This is a genomic window from Lysobacter sp. K5869, from assembly GCF_018847975.1.
Taxonomy (GTDB): Bacteria; Pseudomonadota; Gammaproteobacteria; order Xanthomonadales; family Xanthomonadaceae; genus Lysobacter.
This window is the reverse complement of sequence record NZ_CP072597.1, coordinates 4,553,906-4,577,720: the sequence shown is the minus strand read 5'-3', so window position 1 is coordinate 4,577,720 and position 23,815 is coordinate 4,553,906. Positions and strand designations below refer to the sequence as shown.

At 70.3% G+C, this 23,815-nt stretch carries 18 protein-coding genes; 8 read left to right on the top strand and 10 right to left on the bottom strand.

The features are described from left to right. Positions 1 to 101 precede the first annotated feature (101 nt). The 3 genes from J5226_RS19105 to J5226_RS19095 form a co-directional block, all read right to left on the bottom strand. Positions 102 to 611, bottom strand: a complete 510-nt coding sequence (locus tag J5226_RS19105; protein WP_215836121.1) for a M48 family metallopeptidase — start codon at positions 609 to 611, stop codon at positions 102 to 104. Between the two features lie 153 nt (positions 612 to 764). Continuing rightward, positions 765 to 2,585, bottom strand: a complete 1,821-nt coding sequence (locus J5226_RS19100; RefSeq protein WP_215836120.1) for a PHB depolymerase family esterase — start codon at positions 2,583 to 2,585, stop codon at positions 765 to 767. 256 nt (positions 2,586 to 2,841) lie between these two features. Continuing rightward, on the bottom strand, positions 2,842 to 4,338 hold the full coding sequence (locus tag J5226_RS19095; protein ID WP_215836119.1) for a phospholipase D family protein: 1,497 nt from the start codon (positions 4,336 to 4,338) through the stop codon (positions 2,842 to 2,844). Positions 4,339 to 4,462: 124 nt separating this feature from the next. Between J5226_RS19095 and J5226_RS19090 the strand changes: the two genes are divergently transcribed. After that, positions 4,463 to 5,680, top strand: coding sequence for a glycosyltransferase (locus tag J5226_RS19090; RefSeq protein WP_215836118.1), 1,218 nt, complete (start codon positions 4,463 to 4,465; stop codon positions 5,678 to 5,680). Between the two features lie 10 nt (positions 5,681 to 5,690). Here J5226_RS19090 and J5226_RS19085 read toward each other — a convergent pair whose 3' ends face one another. Continuing rightward, complete coding sequence (locus J5226_RS19085) at positions 5,691 to 7,073, bottom strand: MFS transporter (protein ID WP_255322855.1); 1,383 nt, start codon at positions 7,071 to 7,073, stop codon at positions 5,691 to 5,693. Positions 7,074 to 7,333: 260 nt separating this feature from the next. Next, the gene (locus tag J5226_RS19080; protein ID WP_215836116.1) at positions 7,334 to 8,317 is read right to left on the bottom strand and encodes an NADP-dependent oxidoreductase; all 984 of its coding nucleotides are present in this window, start codon (positions 8,315 to 8,317) and stop codon (positions 7,334 to 7,336) included. A gap of 121 nt (positions 8,318 to 8,438) precedes the next feature. Between J5226_RS19080 and soxR the strand changes: the two genes are divergently transcribed. The 4 genes from soxR to J5226_RS19060 all read left to right on the top strand — a co-directional run bounded on the left by soxR (position 8,439) and on the right by J5226_RS19060 (position 11,315). Beyond that, the gene (gene soxR / locus J5226_RS19075) at positions 8,439 to 8,927 is read left to right on the top strand and encodes a redox-sensitive transcriptional activator SoxR (protein ID WP_215836115.1); all 489 of its coding nucleotides are present in this window, start codon (positions 8,439 to 8,441) and stop codon (positions 8,925 to 8,927) included. A gap of 168 nt (positions 8,928 to 9,095) precedes the next feature. Next, positions 9,096 to 9,605: a DUF1993 domain-containing protein gene (locus J5226_RS19070; RefSeq protein ID WP_215836114.1), complete on the top strand. Its 510-nt coding sequence runs from the start codon at positions 9,096 to 9,098 to the stop codon at positions 9,603 to 9,605. A gap of 336 nt (positions 9,606 to 9,941) precedes the next feature. Next, a complete protein-coding gene (locus J5226_RS19065) occupies positions 9,942 to 10,499 on the top strand; it encodes an Ig-like domain-containing protein (protein WP_215836113.1) in 558 nt (185 codons plus the stop codon). Positions 10,500 to 11,021: 522 nt separating this feature from the next. Continuing rightward, positions 11,022 to 11,315 (top strand): hypothetical protein, encoded by a 294-nt coding sequence (locus tag J5226_RS19060; RefSeq protein WP_215836112.1) that lies wholly within the window; start codon positions 11,022 to 11,024, stop codon positions 11,313 to 11,315. A gap of 144 nt (positions 11,316 to 11,459) precedes the next feature. Here the strand turns inward: J5226_RS19060 and J5226_RS19055 are convergent, their stop codons facing one another. The 4 genes from J5226_RS19055 to J5226_RS19040 all read right to left on the bottom strand — a co-directional run bounded on the left by J5226_RS19055 (position 11,460) and on the right by J5226_RS19040 (position 13,733). Then, positions 11,460 to 12,023 carry a GNAT family N-acetyltransferase gene (locus tag J5226_RS19055; protein ID WP_255323130.1) on the bottom strand — a complete coding sequence of 188 codons (564 nt, stop codon included), beginning with the start codon at positions 12,021 to 12,023 and terminating at the stop codon, positions 11,460 to 11,462. A gap of 2 nt (positions 12,024 to 12,025) precedes the next feature. After that, complete coding sequence (locus J5226_RS19050; RefSeq protein WP_215836111.1) at positions 12,026 to 12,553, bottom strand: tail fiber protein; 528 nt, start codon at positions 12,551 to 12,553, stop codon at positions 12,026 to 12,028. Between the two features lie 66 nt (positions 12,554 to 12,619). After that, positions 12,620 to 13,150 (bottom strand): tail fiber protein, encoded by a 531-nt coding sequence (locus J5226_RS19045; protein ID WP_215836110.1) that lies wholly within the window; start codon positions 13,148 to 13,150, stop codon positions 12,620 to 12,622. Positions 13,151 to 13,220: 70 nt separating this feature from the next. Then, positions 13,221 to 13,733 carry a tail fiber protein gene (locus J5226_RS19040; protein WP_215836109.1) on the bottom strand — a complete coding sequence of 171 codons (513 nt, stop codon included), beginning with the start codon at positions 13,731 to 13,733 and terminating at the stop codon, positions 13,221 to 13,223. 415 nt (positions 13,734 to 14,148) lie between these two features. Here J5226_RS19040 and J5226_RS19035 point away from each other — a divergent pair, with 415 nt between their 5' ends. Both J5226_RS19035 and J5226_RS19030 read left to right on the top strand, forming a co-directional pair. After that, entirely contained in the window at positions 14,149 to 20,793 is a 6,645-nt protein-coding gene (locus J5226_RS19035; protein WP_215836108.1) for a putative Ig domain-containing protein, read from the top strand. A gap of 104 nt (positions 20,794 to 20,897) precedes the next feature. Beyond that, positions 20,898 to 21,569 (top strand): hypothetical protein, encoded by a 672-nt coding sequence (locus J5226_RS19030; RefSeq protein WP_255322854.1) that lies wholly within the window; start codon positions 20,898 to 20,900, stop codon positions 21,567 to 21,569. A gap of 942 nt (positions 21,570 to 22,511) precedes the next feature. Here J5226_RS19030 and J5226_RS19025 read toward each other — a convergent pair. Further along, positions 22,512 to 22,823: an HPF/RaiA family ribosome-associated protein gene (locus tag J5226_RS19025; RefSeq protein ID WP_215836089.1), complete on the bottom strand. Its 312-nt coding sequence runs from the start codon at positions 22,821 to 22,823 to the stop codon at positions 22,512 to 22,514. A 210-nt stretch (positions 22,824 to 23,033) separates the two neighbouring features. Here J5226_RS19025 and J5226_RS19020 point away from each other — a divergent pair, with 210 nt between their 5' ends. Next, positions 23,034 to 23,774 (top strand): sulfurtransferase, encoded by a 741-nt coding sequence (locus J5226_RS19020; RefSeq protein WP_215836087.1) that lies wholly within the window; start codon positions 23,034 to 23,036, stop codon positions 23,772 to 23,774. Positions 23,775 to 23,815 lie beyond the last annotated feature (41 nt).

The window sequence follows — 23,815 nt, the reverse complement described above, 5'->3', positions numbered from 1 at the left end:
GTTTCCGAGTGTAGGAGCTGCGTAAGCTGCGACCGCGCAAACGAAGCGACGGCGCGAATTGGGGAGAGCGGTCGCGGCTTATGCCGCTCCTACACCCAGCCTCAGCGCTTGGAGGCCGCCTCGGTTTCCTGCGCGGTCAGATACAAGCGCAGATCGAACTCGAGCTGGTGATAGTCCGGGCTCATGTGCGAGCACAGCTGATAGAACCCCTTGTCGTGGTCGCGATGCTTCAGATGCGCCAGCTCGTGCACCGCGATCATTTCCAGGAACGGCGCCGGCGCGTCGCGGAACAAGGTGGCGATGCGGATCTCGCGCGCGGCCTTGAGCTTGCCGCCGTGCACGCGCGAGATCGCGGTGTGGGTGCCCAACGCCTGGCTCACCACGTGCAGCTTGTTGTCGTAGACGACCTTGTTGAGCGGCTCGGCCTTGCGCATGTAGCGGTCTTTGATCGCCACCACGTATTCGTACAGCGCCTTGTCGTCGCGCACGTCGTGGCCGCCGTGGTCGTAGCGCTTGCGCAAGACCTCGCCGAGCTTGCCGGCGTCGATCAAGGCTTGCACTTGGGTCAGGACGTGCGGCGGGTAGCCGCGCAGGTAGCGGAGCGGATCCATGGCGGGGACGATACGGCATGGAGGGGCGGGGAGCGAGGAGATAGCGTACAGAAGCTAGGAGATAGCAAAAGCCGGCCTAAGCTATCTCCTATCTCCTATCTCCTATCTCCTATCTCCTATCTCCTATCTCCACACGCCATCTCCCATTCCGCCTCACGGCCGATACTCGACCCGAAGCTTCGCGCCGGCCCCGCGATCGATCCACAAATAGTTCGTGCCGACAGGGGCTTGCTCGAAACGCAGCCGCAGCTGGGTGCGGCCGGCGGGATCGATGGCGCTCAGGCCCGCCGCGTCGAAGGCCCCCGAACTCTGACGGCCGCCGGTGAAGCGCGCGAGTTCGGCGACCGCGTCGGCGTCGGCCGCGGCGGCATAGTCGCCGGCTTCGATGGCGCAGCCGCCGAAGCATCCGCGGCGCGCGTCGATCAGCAGGCGGTTGCCGGCCGGCGAACTCCACGGGTCGCCGTAAGCGCTGCGGAAGGCGACGCTGAGCGTGGCGGCGACGATGCTCGCGCCGTCGGGCAACGCGGAGGTGTCGAACGAGAGCAGGCTGCGGTTGAGCTTGGCGTCGGCGCCGCGGCCGCTGGCGAGGCCGTAGCTGGCTTCCAGCGTGCCGGCCGCGGCGGCGCTGCCGTCGGCGTTGGCCTTGACGTAGCCGTCGTTGGCGTCTTCGTTGTCGAACTCCATGACCAAGGTCGCGGCGCCGCCTCCGCTGACCTGGATCGTGACCGCCGCCGAGGAACCGGTGTTGCCGGCCAAATCAAAAGCCCGCGCCTGCAAGCGATGCGCGCCGTCGCTCGCGTTCGCGCTGTTCCATTGCAGCGAGTACGGCGCGCTGGCGTCGCTGCCGAGCACCGCGCCGTCGAGCAGGAACTCGACCCGCTCCACGCCGACATCGTCGCTGGCTTCGGCGGTCAGCGTCACCGTGCCGCTGACCGCGGCACCGTCGGCCGGCGCCGTCAAGACCGCTTGCGGCGGGTTCGGGTCCAGATCGTCCAGCCCCCAGAAACGCGCGATGTAGTAGCTCGAACAAATGTTCGCGTCGAGAACGTAAGCGCCCGCCGTGCCGCACTGGCTTTCGCCGTTGCCCGGGTCGACCGGCACGCCGTGGCCCATGCCGGCGACGGTATAGGTCTCGACCAAGGCGCGGCCGGCCGCGTCGCGATAGACCTTGTGCGCGACGCCGGCGACGGTGTCTTCGACCTCCGGCGTTTGGTCGATGCCATGGACGTTGGTCCATTGCTGCATCAGCTCGGTCTGGTTCATCGGCCGCACGAGGTAATCGGCGTCGCCTTGCCACAACGACACGATGGGCCACGGGCCGGCGTGCGAACTCGCGGCGCGCACCTTGTCGCCCCATTGCTGCGGGCTGAGATCGGTGCCGGGCGACATGCACGAGAACGCGGCCGACGACGAGGTCGCGCAGCGGTACGGCAAGCCGGCGACGATGGCGCCGCCGGCGAAGGTGTCGGGGTAGACCGCGAGCAGCGCCGCCGCCATCGCGCCGCCGGCGGACAGGCCGGTGACGTAGACGCGGCTGTTCGAGGTCGCGTGATCGGCGCGCATGCGGTCGATCATTTGCTTGATCGACAGCGCTTCGCCCTGGCCGCGCGCGGTGTCGCCCGGCTCGAACCAGTTGAAGCAGGTGCTGGAGTTGTTCGCGCTTTGCTGCTGCGGCAGCAGCAGGGCGAAGCGCCAGCGCTGAGCCAGCATTTCCCAGCCGGTTTCGGCGTCGTAGCTGGCCGCGCTTTGCGAGCAGCCGTGCAGCGCGACCACCAGCGGCGCGTCGGCCGGCAGGTTCGGCGGCACGTAGGCGAACATGCGCAGATTGCCGGGGTTGCCGCCGAAGCCGGTCACTTCGCTGGAAGCGAACGCGGGCGCGGCGCAGGCCGCGGCGGCGAGCAGGACGGACAGCAGCGGCCAGCGACGGGCCGCGCGGCGCGCGGGCCGGCGGAGCGGGCGGAATGCGGCGGACATGCGGCGGCTCCCCAGGCCGGAACGGGCTCCGGCGTGGCCGCAGTGAAGCGCCGCGCGGGCGACGGCGCCATCGTCCGATGGGGCAAGCTGCGGCGCAGCATGGTGGCGGACGATTGCCCGATGACGCGCGCGGCGGGGGGCGTCGTGGTTGCGGTTTCGCGGTCGCGGCTCACGCCGCTCCTACATGGACGACCTGTAGGAGCGGCGTGAACCGCGACCGCGCGGCATCGGATCGCGCCGTAAATGCGATGCCGACTCAGAAACTCGACAACCCGCTCGCCTCCGCGATGCGGTACCAAATCTTGCGCAGCGTCGATTCGTCGGCGTATTTGGCGTAATCGGCGCTGATGGTCTGCCCGTCGCCGTTGCTCCAGCTGTGCTCGAAATAGGCCTTGGCCTGCTGCGCCACCGGCGCGTCGTCCAGGGCCACCACGCGCGCGCTGGATTCCAGGTTGTAGTCGTCCAGATTGCGCCGCGTGTAATTGGCCGAACCGGCGATCAATTCGATCTTGCCGTCGCTGCCCGTGCGCAGCAGCAGCTTGGCGTGGCATTGCTCGCCGTGGGTGTCGCACCAGCGCACCGGAACGCCGGCGGCGACCAATTCGGAGGCGACTTGCCGGTTCGGCACGCCGTTCTTCTTGCGGCCGAAGGCGTCTTCGTTCGGATCCAGCAGCACGCGCACGCCGACGCCGCGCTTGTGCGCGGCGACCACGGCATCGACCAGGCGCCGGTGCGAGAAATAGAACACGGCGATATCGAGCCGGTCGCCGCCGCGCGCGCCGTCGACCGCGGCGAGCAGGGCGTCGCGGATCTTGGCCTCGGTCAGCACTTGCACGCGCGGCGCGCTGGTGGTGTCGACGATGCTCTCGGGCGGAACCGCGGCCGGCAACGCGCGCGGCCACGCCGCGCCCGACAGCGCGACCACCGCGCGCTCGCTGGCGAGCAGATCCAGCGCGGCGGCGCCGCTGAAGCGCAGGGCGACGTTGCCGTGCAGGCTGCTGGCGTCGTGCGGATTGGCCGAGGCCACCAGCGCGGTCCAGTCCGGGCCTTGATCGACGACGAGGGTCTTGCGGTGGTTGGCGTTGAGATTCAGCAGCGCCAGCCAACTGCGCAGGCCGACTTTGCCGGGGCCGAGCGGATTGGGCAGCCAGCCGCCGTCGGCGTCGTTGCCGGCCCAGCGGCAGCACAACTGCCACAGGCCCGACCATGCCGGGTTCGGCGTGCGCAGGCGGGCGAGGTCGGTGGCGACGACTTCGACGCCGGCTTCGCGCAACTGATCCAGATACGGCGAGGCGCGGCCGCCGTAGACGGTGTTGATGGGGTCGGTGATCAGCACCACGGTCAAACCCGGCACGGCGCGTTTGCGCGCGATCAGCGCGTCGGTGAGTTCCTGGCTGAGCTTGCGGTAGCGCGCATCGCCGGGGTTTTCGCTGCCGAAATCGTTGAACAGGAACTGGTCGGCGACGATGGCGCGGTCGGCTTGGCCGATCAGGCGCAGCGCTTCGTCGAACACGTGCTGATCGCTGTGGCGCGCGCCTTGCGGGTCGGTCCAGGTGATGTCGGTGAGCAGGGCGACTTCGCGCGCGGTGCGCAGCGGGCCGGCCACGCTGACCCCGGCGGGCAGCGGCTTGTAGACGTGGTAGACGCCGCTGGCGATCCAGGCCAGCAGGACCAGCGCGAGGACGCGGCGCAGCCAGCGCGGGCGGCGGACGGGGGCGGGGGACTCGGAATCGGTATCGGGGAGGCGGGACATCGGCGCGGCGGGCGGGGCGGTGAGCCATGGTGGGAAGCCGGGGCGGGTTACGCAACCACGTTGATTTGCCGGGTGTGGCGCCCAGGACACAAATCGGTCATCCGCCCCCTCTAGGCTGGGCAGGATGAACATCCTGATGCTCTCGGACGTGTACTTCCCGCGGGTCAACGGGGTGTCGACCTCGATCCGCACCTTCGCCCAGTCGCTGGCGCGGATGGGCCACGCGGTGACCCTGGTCGCGCCGGATTACGGCCCGGGCAGCGGCCAGGAACTGCACGACAGCGACGAGTTCGAGATCGTCCGCCTGCCGGCCCGGGTCATCTTCTTCGACCCCGAGGACCGCCTGATCCGCGCCCCGGACATGCGCCGGATCCTGCCGAAACTGGCGAAGCGCCCGTGGGACGTGATCCACATCCACACCCCGTTCCGCGCCCACCGCCTGGGCGTGCGGCTGGCCGAGCTGACCGGCCGGCCGACGGTGGAGACGTACCACACCTATTTCGAGGAATACATCGGCCACTACCTGCCGTGGGCGCCGGTGGCGCTGCTGCGGCTGGTCGCGCGGCGGCTGTCGCGCATGCTCTGCCACGGCGTCGATCACCTGATCGTGCCGACCGCGCAGATGGTCGAGGTGCTGAACCGCTACGGCATCGCCACGCCCTCGACCGTGCTGCCGACCGGCATCGACCTGAGCGAGTTCGCGCGCGGCGACGGCGCGGCGTTCCGCGCCGAGCACGGCATCGAGGCGACGCGGCCGACGCTGGTGACGGTGAGCCGTCTGGCCGTGGAGAAGAACATCGCCTTCCTGCTGCAGGTGGCGCGCAAGCTGATCGTCGACTTCCCGGATCTGATGTTCATCGTCGCCGGCGAAGGCCCGGACGCGGAGCGGCTCAAGCGTTTGTCGAAGGAATACGGGCTCGACCGCAACGTGCGCTTCTTCGGCAATCTCGACCGCCGCACCACCTTGCTCGACGCCTACCGCGCCGGCGACGCCTTCGTGTTCGCCTCGCCGACCGAGACCCAAGGCCTGGTGCTGATCGAAGCGATGGCGCTGGGCGTGCCGATCGTCTCCACCGCGGTGATGGGCACCGCGACGGTGTTGCGCGATGCGCGCAGCGCGGTGGTCAGCGAGGAGAACGTCGACGCCTTCGCCGCGCACGTGGCCGATGTGCTGCGCTCGCCGGAACTGCGCGCGCGGCTTTCCGCGGCCGGGCCGGTGGACGCGCGCGGCTGGAGCACGCAAGGCTTGATGGAGCAGGTGGTGGCGCTATACCAGCGGTTGGCCCAGGCCGCGCCGCGCCAGCTCGCGGCGGCGCGCGCGCAGGCGCAGACGGCGCGCTGAAGCGCGGCGTTCAAGCCCGCGGCAGTACCCGCACCCGCGCCGCCAGCATCAGCCCCAAGGCCGCCAACGCGAACGCGATGGCGAAGCCGCACACATAGGCCAAGGTGTGCGAGCGGCTCAGCAAGGCCGCGAACACCGAGCCGCCGAGCGCCAGCGCGGCGGCGGTGTACATCGCATCGCCTAGGTGCAGCGCCGAGGAATTGCGCCCTTGTTCCTGCGGCGGCGACAGTTCCAGCATCAGCACCGACAGGGTCGGATAGATCAGGCCCATGCCCAGCCCCGAAACGATCCAGCCGGCGATGCCGAGCGCGATCGGCGCGCGCAGCAGCGCCAGCGCGGCGATCGCGGTCACGCCCAGCGCGATCATCGCCATGCCGGCTTGCAGATAGCGCCACGGCCGGCGCGGGTGCGCGTTGCGGCCGCGCAGCCACGAGCCGGTGGACCAGCCGATCGCGCCGAGGGTCAGCACCGCGCCGGCCCAGGTCGGCGACAGGCCGCGTTCGGACGACAGCAGCAGCGGGATGTAGGCCTCGGTGAGGAAATACGCGCCGGCGGCGATGCCGCGCAGCGAGACCACGGTGGGCAGCCCGCGCGCGGCGCGCAGCGCGCCGGGCGGGAGCAGGCGCGAGGCCGCCAGCGTCAGCGCGAGCGCCGCGGGCAGCAGCCACGCCAGCGCGGTCCAGCCGCTGCGCTGGCCGCCGTAATGCAGCGCCAGCAGGCTGGCGGTGGCGAGCACCGCCCACGGCAAGCGCATCGCGTCGCCGGGGCGCGCCGGTTCGGCCTCGGCGATCGGGCCCAGCCCGCGCAGCGACGGCAGCACCCAGCACGCGGCCAGCGCCGCCACCAGCGGCACCGACAGGAACACCCAGCGCCAGCCGACGTGTTCGACGATGGCGCCGCTGATCGCAGGGCCGACGATCGCCGGCAACACCCACGCGGCGGCGAACGCGGCGAAGATCTTGACCCGCAGCGCCGGCGGATAGACCCGCCCGACCACCACGTACAGCGCCACCGAGATCAAGCCGCCGCCGAAGCCCTGCACGATGCGTCCGGCGATCAGCCAACCCATCGACGGCGCCAGCCCGGCCACGATCAGCCCGAGCGCGAACCAGGCGATGCCGTGGCGCAGCGGCCCGCCGGGACCGCGCGCGTCGGCCCAGGGGCCGGCGGCGACCATGCCGACCACGCTGGCGGCGAGCGTTCCGGCGAAGGCGAGCGCGTACAGCGGCAAGCCGTCGAGCGCGCGCGCCACGGTCGGCATCGCCGTGGTCACCGCCAGCGCCTCGAAGCCGACCAAGCTGACCAGCGCGACCGCGCCGACGGTGAGGCCGCGGTAGCGCGGGGCGAACAGGCTTTCGCGCGGCGGTGTTTGCGTGTCGTCGGTATAGGGCACGCTGTCTTCTAACACGTCTTGCGCCGACGCCCCGCCTCGCACGGGCGCTCCCGTTCCGGCCGATCCGCTCCGCCGCGCCAGCATGCGTTCGTCGGGGACCGGAACGGAAGCGTCCGTGCGAGGCGGCGCCTCGTCGTGGAGGTTGTAAGGAGAGCCCTCGGCCCCGGCGCCCTGCGACCCGATCACATGGCCCATCGACTCCGAAGGCTCTCCCGACAACGTCCGCGCGTGCGCGCCGCCCGCTTCGCCGCCGCGTTCGCTCATGCGCTGAGCCTCAGCAGCGACAGCGGCATGGCCTCGTAGACCATCAGCACCACCTTGCCGCGCGCCGGGCCGCGCTCGACCGCGCGGTGCGCTTCGGCGGCGCGGGTCAGCGGGAACATTTCGCGCACCGGCACCATCAGGCCGTGGCGCTGGTGCATCGCGACCAGTTCGGCCAGACGTTCGCGGCTGCGCTGGCTGCGCAGTTCGGCCAAGCCGTAACGCCGCGACAGGCTCAACGCGCGTTGCGGCGCGGCCAGCGCCAGCCATGGCGCGAAATCGACGTGGCCGCAGGTGTCGAACAACGCATCGATGCCGTGCGGGGCCAGCGCGCGGGCGTGCTCGACGCCGCTCGCGTCGTCGGCCACGGGCAGCGCGCCGAGCGTGCGCAGGTAATCGTGATCGTCCGCGGCGGCGCTGCCGATCACGCGCGCGCCCCAGGCCACCGCCAGTTGCACGGCGACGCAGCCGAGCGCGCCGGCGGCGCCGTGGATCAGCACAGTGTGGCCGGCCCGCACGCCGAGCTGGCGCAGCGCAGCGTGCGCAGTCTGGCCGGTCGAGGGCAGGGCGCCGGCGACCGCCCAGGTCATCGTGTGCGGCTTGTGCACCGCTTGCTCGGCGGGCACGGTCAGCGCTTCGGCGTAGCTCATCGCCGCGGCCCAGCCCATCACTTCGTCACCGACCGCGAACTCGGCGACGCCCGCGCCGACTTGATCGACCACGCCGGCGAACTCGTTGCCGAGCCGGCGCGGGAAACGCGCGCGGCCGTCGTTGCCGCCGCGCGCGCTCAAACCGCTGCGCAGCGCGATGTCGCTCGGCCGCACGCCGGCCGCGCGCACGCGCACGCGGATTTCGCCGGGCGCGGCTTGCGGCATCGGCAGCTCGACCGCGCGCAGCACTTCCGGCGCGCCGTAGCGGTCGAACACGACGGCCTTGACCTTGGGGGAAGGTGAGGATTCGTTCGCGTTGCGTTGCGAAGCCATGACTTGACGCCTTTGTGAGACCGAGCGCAGCATAGAACCTTGACTTAAGTTGAGGTCAATAGGGTGCGCGCGATTTCTGCGCGGTGTTTTGCCGCACCCCCGGCCCGAAGCGAGGCGATGCATGAGCGTGGCGATGGAATTGAGCGTGGGGCAGGTGGCCGAGCGCTCCGGCGTGGCGGTGTCGGCGCTGCATTTCTACGAGGCCAAGGGGTTGATCCACAGCGTGCGCACCGCCGGCAATCAGCGCCGCTACAGCCGCGACACGTTGCGCCGGATCGCGGTGATCCGGGTCGCGCAACGCGTGGGCATGCCGCTGGCGACGATCCGCGAAGCCTTGGAAACGCTGCCCGATTCGCGCGTGCCCACGCGCGCCGACTGGAGCCGACTGTCGGCGGCGTGGAAAGACGAGTTGGAGCAACGCATCGCCCATCTGACCTTGATGCGCGACACCTTGGATCAGTGCATCGGTTGCGGTTGCCTGTCGCTGGACCGTTGCCGCTTGGCCAATCCCGAGGATGCGTTGGGCGGTCAGGGCACCGGTGCGCAACGCTGGGCGGCGGCGTTGAAGGAGAGCCGGGGCAAGCGGCGCGGCAAGCGACAGGACGAGTGAAGTTCATTGCGGAGCGAAAGGAATCCGTCGGATCCGAAATTCCTGGCGCGAGGATCGCGGGTTCCGAGCCGCGGGCTTCCAGTCGCGGCACTGCGGCGCCGATGCTTTCGTGCCGCCTCGCCCCGCAGGCCTTACCATAGGCGCCATCCTTCCCAACCCGGTTCCGCCATGACCGTTTCGATGTACACCGCCAGCGTCCCGGTGCTGCAGCAATTGCTCGGCAGCCTGTCCACGATCCTCGCCCGCACCCAGGCCCACGCCGCCGAGCGCAAGATCGACGCCGACGCCTATCTGCAGGCGCGCCTGTTCCCCGACATGTTCCCGCTGCTGCGTCAGGTGCAGATCGCCTGCGATTTCGCCAAGGGCATCGGCGCGCGCCTGGCCGACGTGGCGGTGCCGGCCTACGACGACAGCGAGCGCAGCTTCGACGAATTGCTGGCGCGGGTGGCGAAGACCCGCGAGTTCCTGGAGAGCCTGGAACCGGCCTTGTTCGAGGGCGCGCACGATCGCGAGATCGTGCTGCGCGCGGGCACGCCGAAGGAGCGTCGCTTCAGCGGCCACGACTACCTGGTGCATTACGGCCTGCCGCAGTTCTTCTTCCATGCGACCACCGCGTACGCGATCTTGCGCAACAATGGCATGGACATCGGCAAGCGCGATTTCATGGGCGAATACTGAGCCCGGGCGTTCGCGCCGAGTGGTAGAAAAAGCCCGCTTCGGCGGGCTTTTTCTTTGCCCGGGCGTTCGTGCGTCCGATCCGCGGCGGCGCTTGCGGAGCGCGCGATTCCACGCGTTGCCCGCAGCGAAAAAACATCCGCCGGATCGCGCTTTTTTCGACCGCGTTCGCGCCCGGTCTCGGCCCCTGCGACGCCTTGCTGCGATCATGCTTTCCCGTTGGCGATACACCTTCGCGAACGGGTCCGGACCCAAGCCAGGATCGCGTTCGCAACGGCGATGCGCGCACGGATGCGCGGTCCGGAGTCTTCGTACTCGACACCACCAGAAGGAGTTGGCATGCCGTACAAGAGTATCCAGGGGCCCCTCGCGATCGGCCTGGCGCTTCTCGCGCTGGGAGCGGGCGCGATCGGCGCCCCGCAGTCGGAGGATGGGCTTCTCGGTCTTTCCCTGAGTCAGTTGGCCTCGGCCGCGTCGCAGGAGGCGCGAACGGACGCCGAACGCGAAGCCGGCCGCGCGCGCGTCGAGCCGGCGCAGCGCGAACGCGATGCGGCCTTGGCGCCGATCGCGCGCGAACTGGCGCGGCTGCGCCGGTTCGAGCCGCTGCACGCGGGCGATGTGGTCACCCACAGCGTCGACGGCGCGGATTCGACCATCGTGCTGCGCGGCGCCGCCGGCAGCGGCGCGCCGCTGCGTTACAGCCTCGCCCAGGCGCCGCGCCACGGGCGGGTCACGATCGAGCGCGATCGCGCGACGTATCGGCCCGATCCGGGCTTCGCCGGCGTCGACACCTACACCTATCGGGTGCAGGCCGGCGGCGAAAGCGTCGAGGCGGTGGTCGCGGTGACCGCGATCCGCGAACGCGCGTTGCCGGCGACGGCGGCGGCCGCTTTGTAAGCGCCGCTGCGGGTTTTCGGCGTCGCCGCGCGATGCGGCGGCGCCAGCGGTTCCCCGCGGGTGCGGGGGAGGGGACGGCTCCCGGCGCAAGGCGCGCGAGCCGATGCCGCCGTCGCGGCGCGCGCCCTGCGCGCTGGCGCGGACGCTCCGCCGGCCGTCTCGTCGTGGTGACGGCCGCGCCGGGCGCGCGGGCAGTCGCCGCCGGGCGCGGCGACGGCGGCAGTTCCCTGGTATCGGCCGGCCGCGGCGGGCGCAGACGCATCGATCTGCGCCGCCGCGGCCGGTGCGAGCCGAGTGAGGCAGGAACCAGTGAAGAGAAACGAAGAACGAGTAGAGCGGCTTCTACTGGTTTCTCGTTCCTCTTCACTCGTTCCTCTTTACTTATCTTTGCCCGCGCGGCCTTCCGCCCGAACGCGCTCACCGCCGCCGGTCGGCGAACGCCCTGCGCCGCGCACCCGGGGCTTGCATCCGCGCGCCGTCGCGGAGAGGATGCGGCCTCGGCTTTTGGGGAGGCCCGCATCGATGGATTTGTTGACGCTCGACCACTTCGCTCCGCACGTGAACGAGACCTACGCCGCGCAGATCAACGACGGCGAGGTGCCGTTCGTGTTGGTCGAAGCGCGCGCGCTGAGCACCCAGCCGCAGCCGATGTCGGCGCGGGTGCCGTTCTCGCTGTTGTTCCGCAACGGCTCGGCGTTCCTGTTCCCGCAGCAGACGTATGTGATGCGCCACGCCTCGATCGGCGAGGTCGGCATCTTCCTGGTGCCGGTCGCGCGCGAGCGCGAGGGCTTTCTCTACCAGGCCGTGTTCAACTGAGCGAACGCGGCGGCCGCGCGGCGTAGTCCGCGCCGGCCGCGTGCGCGCCGGATCGCTGCCGGCATCCGCGCAGCGCCGCTCCGCCGGCTCGGGCCGGCGCGATGGTCTTCCCCGTTCCTTCCTTGGCGCCGCCCGCGGCGGCGCTCAACGCAAGTCCGCGTCCCAGCGCATCAGCGCATGGGTCGGCAGCGTGTCCGCCACGGCGAAGCCCAGCCGTTCGTACAGCCGGCGCGCGCCGTGGTTGCCGTGCTCCACGTGCAGGCGCATGCCGCGTCCGCGCGCGTGGGCTTCGTCCTGCGCCCAGCGGATCAGCGCGCCGCCGATGCCTTCGCCGCGCACGCGCGCGTCCAGGCTGATGTCGACCAGCAAATGCTCCGGCGCGCTGCGCTGCAGGTACAGCCGGCCCACCGGCGCGCCGTCGCGTTCCACCACCAGGAACTCGGCGCGTTCGTAGTGGCGGGTGTAGTGCAGGTGCTGCATCGCGAACTGTTGATCGAGGAACGCCGCCAGCGCTTGCGGCGGCCAGCCCATCGGCGCGAATTCGTGCGCGCGCAGTTGCCGGTACAGCGCGCGCAGCCAGGCGATGTCGGCGTCGACGGCGCAACGCAGGCCGATCCCGCGCCCCTCCAGGGGCGCGGGAAGGTCCAGGCGGCCGGCGCGAGGCGGCGGGAACGCCAGCGGCGGCGCGGTGGAGAGCGCGGCTTGCATGGTCACGGGAACGCCGGGAACACGCCCTGCAGCGCGATGCAGAAATTCGTCGCGAGGTAGGGCTGGCGGTTCTCGTGCGGGCCGCCGCCGCCGGTGGGTTGCAGCATCGTCGGCGCGAACGGCGCGTTGGCGGGCACGCCGGCGAAGGCGAAGCTGGTCGGCGAGCCGAGGCAGTTGTTGGTGCTGGGCGTGCCCGAGCGCTTGCCGACGTCGTTCTGGTTGTAGGTCTGGATGAAGTGGTTGTGCGTCGGCATTTCGTTCGAGGTCAGGGTGACGCTGTCGCTGCCGACCGTCTCGCCCAGCGTGTAATTGCTCAGGCCCGGCCCCTGGCCCTGGCGGCAGGCCGCGCGGTTGACCAGGTTGGGCAACTGGTAGGTGGTCTTGCCGTCGCCGCCGTAGGTGGTGCCCAGCAGCGCGAACAGCGCGGTGTTTTGTTGGATCGGCATCAGCGCGCCGGTGCACGGGGCCCACCCGCGCGGCGCGAAGTTGAAGCCGAAGATCTGGATTTCGCCGATGTATGGTTCGGTCATGGGTACTTCCTCTTGATCGATGTCGGGCCGCGCCGTACGGCGGCGGCCGCAAGAACCGCGCTCGCGTCAGCCCTGCGAGGGATACACGCCCGAGGTGGCGATGCAGAACTGGATCGCCAGGGTGGGCATGAGGTTGTTGTGCGGCTGGGTGCCGCCGGCGGTGCCGATGCTGGCGGTGTTGAGCGGGATCGGCTGCAGGTTGGTGATGTCGCTGATGTACATGGTGTCGCCGCTCAGCGAGCCGAGCAGGGTGTTGCTGGCCGGCTGGTTGACGGTGGCGGCGCTGGTGGTGGTCAGCAGGGTGTGGGTGTGCTGCGGCATCTGGTTGCCGATCAGGGTGACCGACTCGACGCCGGCGCGCTGGCCGAGCACATAGGGCGACAGGCCCAGGCCGGTGCCTTGATGGATCGGCACGCGGCTTTGCAGGTCGGGCACGGCGAAGGTGCTGATGCCGTCGCCGCCGTAGGTGGTGCCGATCAGATTGAACAGCGCGTCGTTTTCCGCGATCGACAGGACCGTACCGTCGCAGGCTTGCCAGCCGATGGGCGCGCGGCCGAAGCCGAACATGCGGATCTCTCCGAGATAGGGCGTGCTCATGCAATGAACTCCGAAATGTATCGATAGGAACGCGGCCGGCGCGGAGCCGGCGCGATGCGAGCGCCGCAGGTCAGTTGCGCGAGGGATAGATGCCGCTGAGAGCGATGCAGAAATTGATCGTCAGATACGGCTGGATGTTGGTGTGCGGCTGGGTGCCGCCGCTCGGCGTGACGGTGCTCGGGCCCATCGTTACTTGCGGGCCGCCGGTGTTGGCGTAGATCGCGGTGGTGTCCTTGGCGTAAAGGCCGTCGCGCTGGGCGCGGGTGGTGGCGGCGGCGGTGGTGCCGGACACGGCGTGGGTGTGGTTCGGCAGTTGGGTCGTCAGCAAGGTCACGTTCTCCACTCCACCTTGCTCCCCCAAGGTGTAGCCGGACGTGCCGTTGCCGAAGCCGACCGGCGTGCGGCTGCGCAGGTCGGGCAGGGCGAAATTGGTGGTGCCGTTGCCGCCGTAGGTGGTGCCCAGCAACGAGAACAGCGCTTGGTTCTGCGCGATCGCCATCAATTGCCCGTTGCAGAAGGCGAAGCCGCGCGGCGGGTAATTGAACGCCACGGGCATGATTTGTCCCAGGAATACTTCGGTCATCTCTTCCCCCAGAGGATGGTTCCGGGCGCCGTGCGCGCGCCGGACGACTGGCCCGGAGCCACCGACCGCCCCCTTCGCGCACGGCGGGGAGGGGCGGTCCGATCGGCTCGGAGCATGGCGCTTGTGGCGCCATGACCTCTCTAAACGCAAATGCGCACGGAATGCGGCCGGTTCTGCATCCAATTTGCGTATCAGGTCATGAACGAGCGTGCCGACGGGGGTTGGCGCGCACAGCACAAGGCTGGACCGGACCGATGTCCGGCCGCTGCCGGCGGCGTCCAGGACGGGGGCCGCCCGGCCATCAGGGGATGACACCATGCAACAGCAGTCAGCGCATCACGCCGGCGTAGACCACGCCGGCCCGGGTCCGGTCCGGCCGGCGGCAACGCCCTCGGGACTACGGTCCGCCCGTGTCTTGGCCGGGACGGCGGCGCGCCGGTTCGCGGCCGCGCTGCTGTTGTGCCTGGCGGCGCTGGTATGGCCCGCGGCGGCTTCGGCGGCCTCGATCTATTGCCCGACCTTCAACATCACCGTGATCAGCGGCGGCTCGCAGATCATCAACGCCAGCGCCTGCGACGGCCCCGACGACGGCGGCATCGGCGGCGTCGGCGCGCCGGGCTACGTGGCGCCCCAGCACGGCAGCGTGGCGATCGACGTATTCGCCCAGACCGTGACCTATACCAACAACGGCGACGCCTCGGCGACCGATTCCTTCGTGTTCGCCGACGGCACCGGCGGCACGGTCCTGGTCAACGTCACCGTGACGCCCTCGACCAGCCCGATCGTGGTCTCGCCGGCGTCGATCGCGCCGGCGCTCGGCGTGCCCTTCAGCCAGGCGCTCAGCGCCACCGGGGGCGTCGCGCCGTATGTCTTCAGCCATGTCAGCGGCACTCTGCCGACCGGCATGAGCTTCAGCGGCGGCGCCTTCACCGGCACCCCGACCCGCCGCGGCAGCTTCACCGTCAACATCGGCGTGACCGATTCCACCACGCCGACCCCGCTGACCACGACCAAGAGCTACACCTTCACCGTGCCGAACACCCCGCCGGTGATCAGCCCGGCGGTGTTGCCGACCGCGGGCCGGACCGTCGCCTATTCGCGCTCGCTCTCCAGCACCGGCGGCGTCGCACCCTATACCTATACGGTGGAATCGGGCTTCGGCGTATTGCCGCCGGGCTTGAGCCTGGCCGCGAACGGCACCGTCAGCGGCACGCCGACGACCAACGGCGTCTATACCTTCCGGGTCCGCTCCAAGGACAGCAGCACCTCGACCGACGGCTCGGACAACTTCAGCGTCAAGGACATTTCGCTGACGGTGATCGACCCGCCAACCATCGTGGTCAATCCGGCGACGCTGCCCGGCGCCACCGCGGCGGTCGCCTACAGCCAGACCTTCACCGCCACCGGCGGCACGTCGCCCTATACCTTCAGCATCGACGCGGGCGGCACCTTGCCCGCGGGCGTGAGCTTGAGCGCCGGCGTCCTGAGCGGTACCCCGACCGCGGTCGGCACCTTCAACTTCACCGTGCGCGCCACCGACGCCAACGGCTTCAGCGGTCCTCGCGCTTACAGCCTGGTCGTGGCGCCGCCGGTCATCGTGATCGCCCCGGGTTCGCTGCCCAACGCCGCGGTCGGCGCCGCTTACAGCCAGACCCTGAGCGCCAGCGGCGGCAACGGCACCTATAGCTTCTCCGGCACCCCGCCGCCGGGCCTGACCCTGAGCACCGCGGGCGTGCTGTCCGGCACGCCGACCGCGGGCGGCACCTTGACCTTCACGGTCACCGCGGCCGATTCGGGCACCACCGGCCCGGCCGCGCCGTACTCCGGCTCGAAGACCTACAACCTGACCATCGCGCCGCCGACGGTGAACCTGCCGGCGACCACGCTGGCCAACGGCACCCAGAGCGTGGCGTACAGCGCCACGCTCAACGCGGCCAACGGCGGCACCGCGCCGTACACCTACGCGGTCACCGCCGGCGCCTTGCCGCCGGGCATCGTCCTCACCGCGTCTACCGGCGCGCTGAGCGGCACGCCGACCGCGTCGGGCACGTTCAACTTCGCCGTCACCGCGACCGATTCCAGCACCGGCAGCGGCCCGTACAACTCGGCGCCGCGCGGCTATGTGCTGCAGATCGTCAACATCCCGCCGGTGGCCAATCCGGTCTCGGCGTCGGTGGCCTACAACAGCGGCGCTAATCCGGTGTCGCTCAACATCACCGGCGGCGTGCCCACCTCGGTCGGCATCGGCACCGGGCCCGCGCACGGCACCGCGATCGCCTCGGGCCTGTCGGTCACCTATCAGCCGGCCCCGGGTTACGCCGGCGTCGACAGCTTCACCTACACCGCGACCAACTCCGCCGGCACCTCGGCGCCGGCGACGGTGTCGGTCACGGTCGGCAACCCGACCATCACCGTGACCGCGTCGGGTCCGTTCACCGCGCAGATCGGTGTGGCCTACACCCAGACCTTCACCTGGAACGGCGGCACCCAGCCCTTCAGCGGTTATCAGGTCACCAATCTGCCGGCCGGCCTCAGCATCACCGGCACCACGGCCAACAGCGTGACCGTGTCCGGCACGCCGACCCAAGCCGGCGCGCGGACGCTCACCGCGGCGGCGACCGACAGCAGCACCGGCAACGGGCCGTTCACCATCTCGCAGAGCTTCAACCTGACCGTGTCGGCGCCGACGCTGACCCTGACGCCGGCCGCGGGCACTCTGACCGCGACCTACGGCGCCGCCTTCAGCCAGACCTTCGTCGCCGGCGGCGGTTCGCCGGCCTACACCTACGCCATCATGCCCAGCCCGGCCTCGCTGCCGGCCGGCCTGAGCCTGGACGCCACCACCGGTGTGCTGTCGGGCACGCCGACGGTGACCGGCCTCTACACCTTCTCGGTGCGCGCGACCGACAGTTCGACCGGCACCGGCGCGCCGTTCGCGCGCACTCAGAACTACGTGCTGCAGGTCGCCGCGCCGAGCATCACGGTGTCGCCGCCGACCTTGCCCTCGGCGCAGGTCGGCGCTGCGTACACCGCCACGGCCAGCGCCAGCGGCGGCATCGGGCCGTACACCTTCGCGATTCCGCCCGGCAACACGCCGCCCGGCCTGACCCTGGCCGCCGACGGCACGCTCAGCGGCACGCCGACGGCCGGCGGCAGCTTCAACTTCATGATCATCGCCACCGACGCGCACGGTCAGACCGGCAATCAGGCCTACATCTTCAGCGTGGCCGCGCCGACGATCGCGGTGTCGCCGACGACGCTGCCGGGCGGCAACGTCGCTCAGGCCTATAGCCAGACCATCACCGCCAGCGGCGGCACCGCCGGCTACCAGTTCTCGACGACGCCGGCGCAGTTGCCGCCTGGCCTGAGCTTGAGCACCGGCGGCGTCCTCAGCGGCACCCCGACCGCGGGCGGTACGTTCACCTTCACCGTCACCGCGACCGATTCGAGCACCGGCTCGGGCCCGTACACCGGCTCGCAGTCCTACACCGTGACCATCGGCGCCTCGACCATCACCCTGCCGCCGACCACGCTGGCGCACGCGACCGTGGCCTCGGCCTACAGCGCTTCGCTCAATCCGGCCACGGGCGGCACCTCGCCGTACCAGTACGCCATCGTCAGCGGCAGCCTGCCGGCGAGCATCGTCCTGAGCACGGGCGGCGCACTGAGCGGCACGCCGACCGCGCCGGGCACGTACACCTTCAGCGTGGTCGCCACCGACTCCAGCGGCGGCACCGGCCCGTACAGCTCGGCGCCGCAGAGCTACACGCTGATCGTCGACGACATCGCGCCGGTCGCCAATCCGGTCAGCGCGACCGTGGCCTACGGCAGCGCCGCCAATCCGGTGACGCTCAACATCACCGGCGGCATTCCGGCCTCGGTCGCGGTCGCGACCGCGCCGGCCCACGGCAGCGCGATCGCCAGCGGCACCTCGATCACCTACCAGCCGGCCGCCGGCTATTCCGGCCCGGACAGCTTCACCTACAACGCGACCAACGTCGCCGGCACCTCGGCGCCCGCGACGGTCACCATCACCGTCAGCAATCCGACGATCGTGGTGACCGCGTCGGCTCCGATGACCGCGCAGATCGGCACCGCCTACACCCAGACCTTCACCTGGTCCGGCGGCACTTCGCCGTACAGCAACTTCAACGTCACCGGCCTGCCGGCCGGCCTGAGCGTTACCGGCACCACCGCCGACAGCGTCACCGTGGCGGGCACGCCGACCGCCTCGGGCACGTTCACCCTCAACGCCAGCGCGCGCGATTCCAGCACCGGCAACGGGCCGTTCACCGTCGGCCAGATCTTCAACCTGACCGTCGGCGCGCCGACCCTGACGATGACCCCGGCCGCCGGCAACCTGCCGATGAACTACGGCGTCGCCAGCACCATCAACTTCGCCGTCGCCGGCGGCACGCCGAGCTACAGCTTCACCTTGGCGGCCGGTTCGCTGCCGGTTGGGGTGAGCCTGAGTTCGGCCGGCGTGCTCAGCGGTACGCCGACGGTCCCGGGCAGCTACAACATCACCGTGCGTGCCACCGATTCGAGCACCGGCGTCGGTGCGCCGTTCCGCATCGACCAGAGCTACACCATCGTGGTCGCGGTGCCGAGCATCGCCATCGATCCCGCCTCGCTGCCCAACGGCACCGCCGCGGTCGCCTACAACCAGACCTTCACCGCCAGCGGCGGCGTCGCGCCGTACGCGTTCTCGCTGAGCGCGGGCGCGTTGCCGGTCGGCATGAGCATGAGTTCGGCCGGCGCGATCAGCGGCATTCCGCGCAGCGACGGCAATTTCAGCCTGACCGTCCAGGCGACCGACGCGCACGGCCAGACCGCGAGCAAGGTCTACACCTTCAGCATCGCTCCGGCGACCGTGGTCATCGCTCCGGCGACGTTGCCGGGCGGCGTGGTCGGCACCGCTTACAGCCAGAGCCTGAGCAGCAGCGGCGGCATCGCGCCGTACACCTACGCGCTGGCCGCCGGCAGCTTGCCGACGGGCATCGCGCTGAGCTCGGCGGGCGCGATCAGCGGCACGCCGACGACCGCGGGCAGCTACACCTTCGCGATCCGCTCCACCGACGACGCCGGCTACAACAGCACGCAGAGCTACACGGTGCAGATCGCCGACGCGGTCCCGGTGGCGGTGAACGACAGCGCTTCGACCCTGGCGAACCAGGCCGTGACCATCAACGTGATCGCCAACGACACCGGCGTGATCAGCTCGGTCGCGGTCGCCTCGGCGCCCGCGCACGGCACCGCGGCGCCGAGCGGCACCACCATCGTCTACACCCCGGCCAGCAACTACTTCGGCACCGACACCTTCACCTACACCGCGACCGGCCCCGGCGGCACCTCCGCGCCGGCCACCGTGACGGTGACGGTGAACGCCTTGCCGGTGCCGGTGGGCCAGCCGCAGAACGTCACCACGCTGTCGACCCAAGCGGTCACCCTCGACGCCGCCAACGGCGCCACCGGCGCGCCGTTCACCGGCGTGACCTTGCTGACGCCGCCGAGCTCGGGCACCGCGGTGGTGCAGGGCACCACGCAGATCCTCTACACGCCCGCGGCCGACACCGCCGGCGCGATCGCGCTGACCTACACCCTCAACAACCCGTTCGGCCCGTCCGCGCCGATCACCTCGACCATCACCGTCAACCCGGTGCCGGTGGCCACGCCCAAGCGCGTGCGCACCGTCGCCGGCGCCACGGTCACGGTCGATCTGACCCAAGACGCGCGCGGCGGTCCGTTCACCGGCGCGGCCTTGGTCTCGCTGACCCCGGCCAGCTCGGGCACGGCGACGGTCACCGCCTCCAACGGCACTTACAAGCTCAGCTACACCCCGGTGATCGGCTACTCGGGCCTGACCGTGGCGACCTTCACCCTCAGCAACGCTTACGCCACCTCGGCGCCGGCGACGGTGGAGATCGACGTGGCGCCGCGCAGCGATCCGTCCAAGGACGCCGAAGTGCTGGGCATCCTCAACGCCCAGGCCGAGGCCGCGCGCCGCTTCGCCAACGCGCAGATCGGCAATTTCCAAAAGCGCATGGAAGGCCTGCACGACGGCGGCACCGGCGGTTCGCGCTTCGACAACGGGCTGAGCTTCTCGGTCGACCCGCGTTGCCGCGAAGGCGCGCGCCGCACCCCGGGCAGCGATTGCCGCACGGCGGATCTGGGCGACGAGCAAGCCGCGGCCGACGGCAAGCCGGGCGTGCCGGGCACCGGCCCGCAGTTCGGCGTGTGGACCGGCGGCACCATCGAAAGCGGCAACCGCGACGGACGCGGCGGCGGCTCCGGCGGGCTGGACTTCAAGACCAGCGGCGTCAGCGTGGGCGCGGACTATCGCCTGCGCCGCGACTTCGCCTTCGGCGGCGGCATCGGCTACGGCCGCGACGACACCGACGTGGGCGACCGCGGCAGCCGCAGCAAGGGCGAGAGCTACAGCGCGGTGCTGTACGCCAGCTACCATCCGGGCGAAACCTTCTACCTGGACGGCTTGCTCGGCTACCAGTGGCTGTCGTTCGATTCGCGCCGCTACGTCACCGACACCGGCGGCATGGTCAACGGCAGCCGCGACGGCAAGCAGTGGTTCGCCTCGATTTCCACCGGCCTGGAGTACCAGCGCGAGCAGCTGCGCATCACCCCGTACGCGCGTCTGGACGTGGCCCGCGCCACCCTCGACGGCTACACCGAGACGGGCGACGCGCAGTACGTGCTCAAGTACCGCGACCTGGACATCGACACCACCACCACCAGCCTGGGCCTGCGTCTGGATTACCGGTACCCGGTGCGTTGGGGCACGTTCTCGCCGCAGCTGCGCCTGGAGTACCAGCACGACTTCCAGGATGCGAGCTACGCGATCATGAGCTATGCCGACATGGTCGGCGGTCCGTTCTACCGCGCCCGCTTGCAGGGCCTGGACCGCAGCCGCTTCGTGTTCGGCCTGGGCGCGGTGCTGCAGACCGAGCGCGATTGGGCGCTGCGTCTGGAGTACCGCGGCCTGTTCGGCAGCGGCAACGACGACGACAACAGCTTCATGATCAACGTCGAGAAGAAGTACTGATCGACGCGGGAAACGAGCAACGGCGGGCGCCTTCGGGCGCCCGCTTTTTTATGGGGAGTCGTTTGATGCCAAGATGGGCGCCATCCCCCAGCGATTCCGCCGCGATGTCCGACCCCGCCACGCCCGCCTTCGCCAGCGCCGCCAAGGACCGCCTCGGCGACGCCTCGCTCGCGCTGCTGCCGCTGCGACTGCCGGCGGAACAACTCGCCGCGCTGCAAGCCGCCTACGCCGCGCCGCCGCGCGCGTACCACAACATCGGCCACGTCGCCGAGGTGCTGCGCCATTACGCGGACGTGGCCGCCGGGCCGGGCTGGGAACGGCCGCGCGAAACGGCGCTGGCCGTGCTGTACCACGACGCTGTCTACGAAGCCGGTCGCCGCGACAACGAAGCGCGTTCGGCGCTGCTCGCGCGCGAGCACATCGCGCGCTGGCTGCCCGAGGCGGGCATCGACGCGGACTTCGTCGCCGAACTCATCGAGCTGACCGCGCGCCATGGCGCCATCGCCCGCGACGACGTCGGCGAGCAGGTGCGTTTGTTCCTCGACGGCGACATGGCCATCCTCGGCGCCGAACCGGCGGTGTTCGACGCCTACGACCGCGGCATCGCCTCGGAGTACCGCGGCCACGTGCCCGGGCCGCTGTTCCGGCTCAACCGGCGACGTTTCCTCAAGGCGCTGCTCAAGCGCGAACGGATCTTCCTCAGCGATTTCTTCCATCAGCGCTACGACGCGGCGGCGCGCAACAATCTGCGGCGGGCGGTGACGACGAAGCGGTGAGTCGCGGCGCTGAGTTGTCAGGGTTTCGGTCGCGATGGCGCTGCGGACGGTTTGAGGCGGAAGGCATCGAGGCGAGACTTCGCGCAAGCGCGGACGGCGACGGTCGCGAATGGGAGCGGTTGTAGGCGGAGCCGAACGGGGCGTCGGAGCAAGATCAAAATGGATTCCGGCTTTCGCCGGAATGACGGCGTGGGGCGCGCCGCCGAAACGATTGCGCGGACGAGAACGGCGGCGACTGTGCGCGCTGAAGAAGGCGGGCGATTGAGCGGCCGCCCGCCGCATCATCACCTTCCGGCACAAGCCCCCTTGCATCGTCATTCCGGCGCAAGCCGGAACCCATTTTGCCGTTGCCTCTTCAGCCTCTCGACCCGGCGAGGAAGAGAAGCGAAAGAACAATCAGTCGACTCGCGCCGCTCTCCCACCCCCGTCATTCCGGCGAAAGCCGGAACCCATATTGCCGTTGCCTCTTCAGCCTCTCGACCCGGCGAGGAAGAGAAGCGAAAGAACAATCAGTCGACTCGCGCCGCTCTCCCATCCCCGTCATTCCGGCGAAAGCCGGAATCCATTTTGATCTTGCTTCTGCTTCTCTTCGCCTCGGCGACGACAGAGGCGACCGCAAAATGGATTCCGGCTTTCGCCGGAATGACGGTGTCGAGGGCGCCGGAACGGTTGCGAAAATGGCGGCGACGCGGGCGCGCCGAAACGGTTGCGGATGCGAAAACGGCGGCCGCTGCGCGCGGCCGCCGTGGCGGTGGAGAGGGACGGCGGCCTAGGCCGCCGCTGCCGTCGAACGCGCGACGCGTGCGCATCGCGCTGTCTGTGCAACCGTAGCGATAAGAACGGGCGCCTCCGGATCGCCGTTGCGGGGGAAAGGAAGACGGCGGGACGCGCCGTCGCGGTGGGGGAGGGCGCGACGGCGCTAGGCCGGCGCGCGAAACAGGCTCAAGCCGACCATCGTCCCAGCGAACTGTCCAGCACCCGCTGCAGCTTGCGCGCCGCGCCGCTGATGGCCGCGCGCATCGTCGCCGCGTCCTCGGTCGCCGCCACCGGCGGGCGGCCTTCCACGCGCGCCTCGATCGTGCAGTGCTTGTCGTGGCCGCCGGCCTTCTCGCCGTTGAGGTCGCGCAGGTGCACTTCGACGCGGGTGATGTGGCTGCTGAAACGTCCCAGGTTCTGGTCGATCACGCCTTCCACGTGCTGGCCCAGCGATTCGTCGCCGCGGACATGGTGGTCGGTGTTGAGCTGGATCTTCATGCAAACGCCTCCTTGTGGCGCAGATGTCGGGTCGACGCGCGGGCCCTTGCCCGGCGTCTGCGCGGTCCGCCGCTGTTCGGTCGGCTTGTCGGCCACGCAAAAGCTCCGACCGGCGGTCCCGGAGAAGGTTCTCGCTGCGTTCAGCTTCGGCCCAGCCGGGGCATGTCAGGGTGTGGGATCGCTCCCGCGGCGGGGCGGTACAATGGCGGCATGGTCGTCAACATCGCCGCTTATCATTTCGCCGTCATCGACGATCCCCCGCAGTTGGCCGCGCGCCTGCGCGAGCGCGCCGAAACCCTGCAACTGCGCGGCACCGCGCTGGTCGCGCCGGAAGGCGTCAATCTGTTCCTGGCCGGCGCCGCCGAGGCCATCGAAGCCTTGCTCGACGAGTTGCGCGCCGACCCGCGCTTCGACGGGCTGACCGTCAAATACAGCCACAGCCGCGTTCAGCCCTTCGCCCGGCTCAAGGTCAAGCTCAAGCGCGAGATCATCGCGTTCCGCCGCGACGGCAGCTCGCCGCTGCAAGGCCGCGCACCCAGTGTGACGCCCGACACATTGGCGCGCTGGCTCGACCAAGGCCACGACGACGCCGGCAAGCGCGTGGTGCTGCTGGATACGCGCAACCGCGAAGAGTTCGGCTATGGCAGTTTCGACAACGCGCTGACCCTGCCGATCGACAACTTCACCGAACTGCCCGAGGCCTTGGCGCCGCACCGCGAAGACCTGCGCGACGCGACCGTGGTGAGCTTCTGCACCGGCGGCATCCGCTGCGAAAAAGCCGCGCTTTGGCTGCGCGCGGACGGCATGGACAACCTGCTCCAGCTCGACGGCGGCATCCTCGCGTACTTCGAGCAAATCGGCGGGCGCCACTACGACGGCGGCTGTTTCGTGTTCGACGAACGCGTGGCCCTGGACCCGCAACTGCGGCCGCTGCGCGACGCCGCCGCCTGAGCGCGGCGCTTGTCCTTTTTTGCCATTCATTACAAATCGTT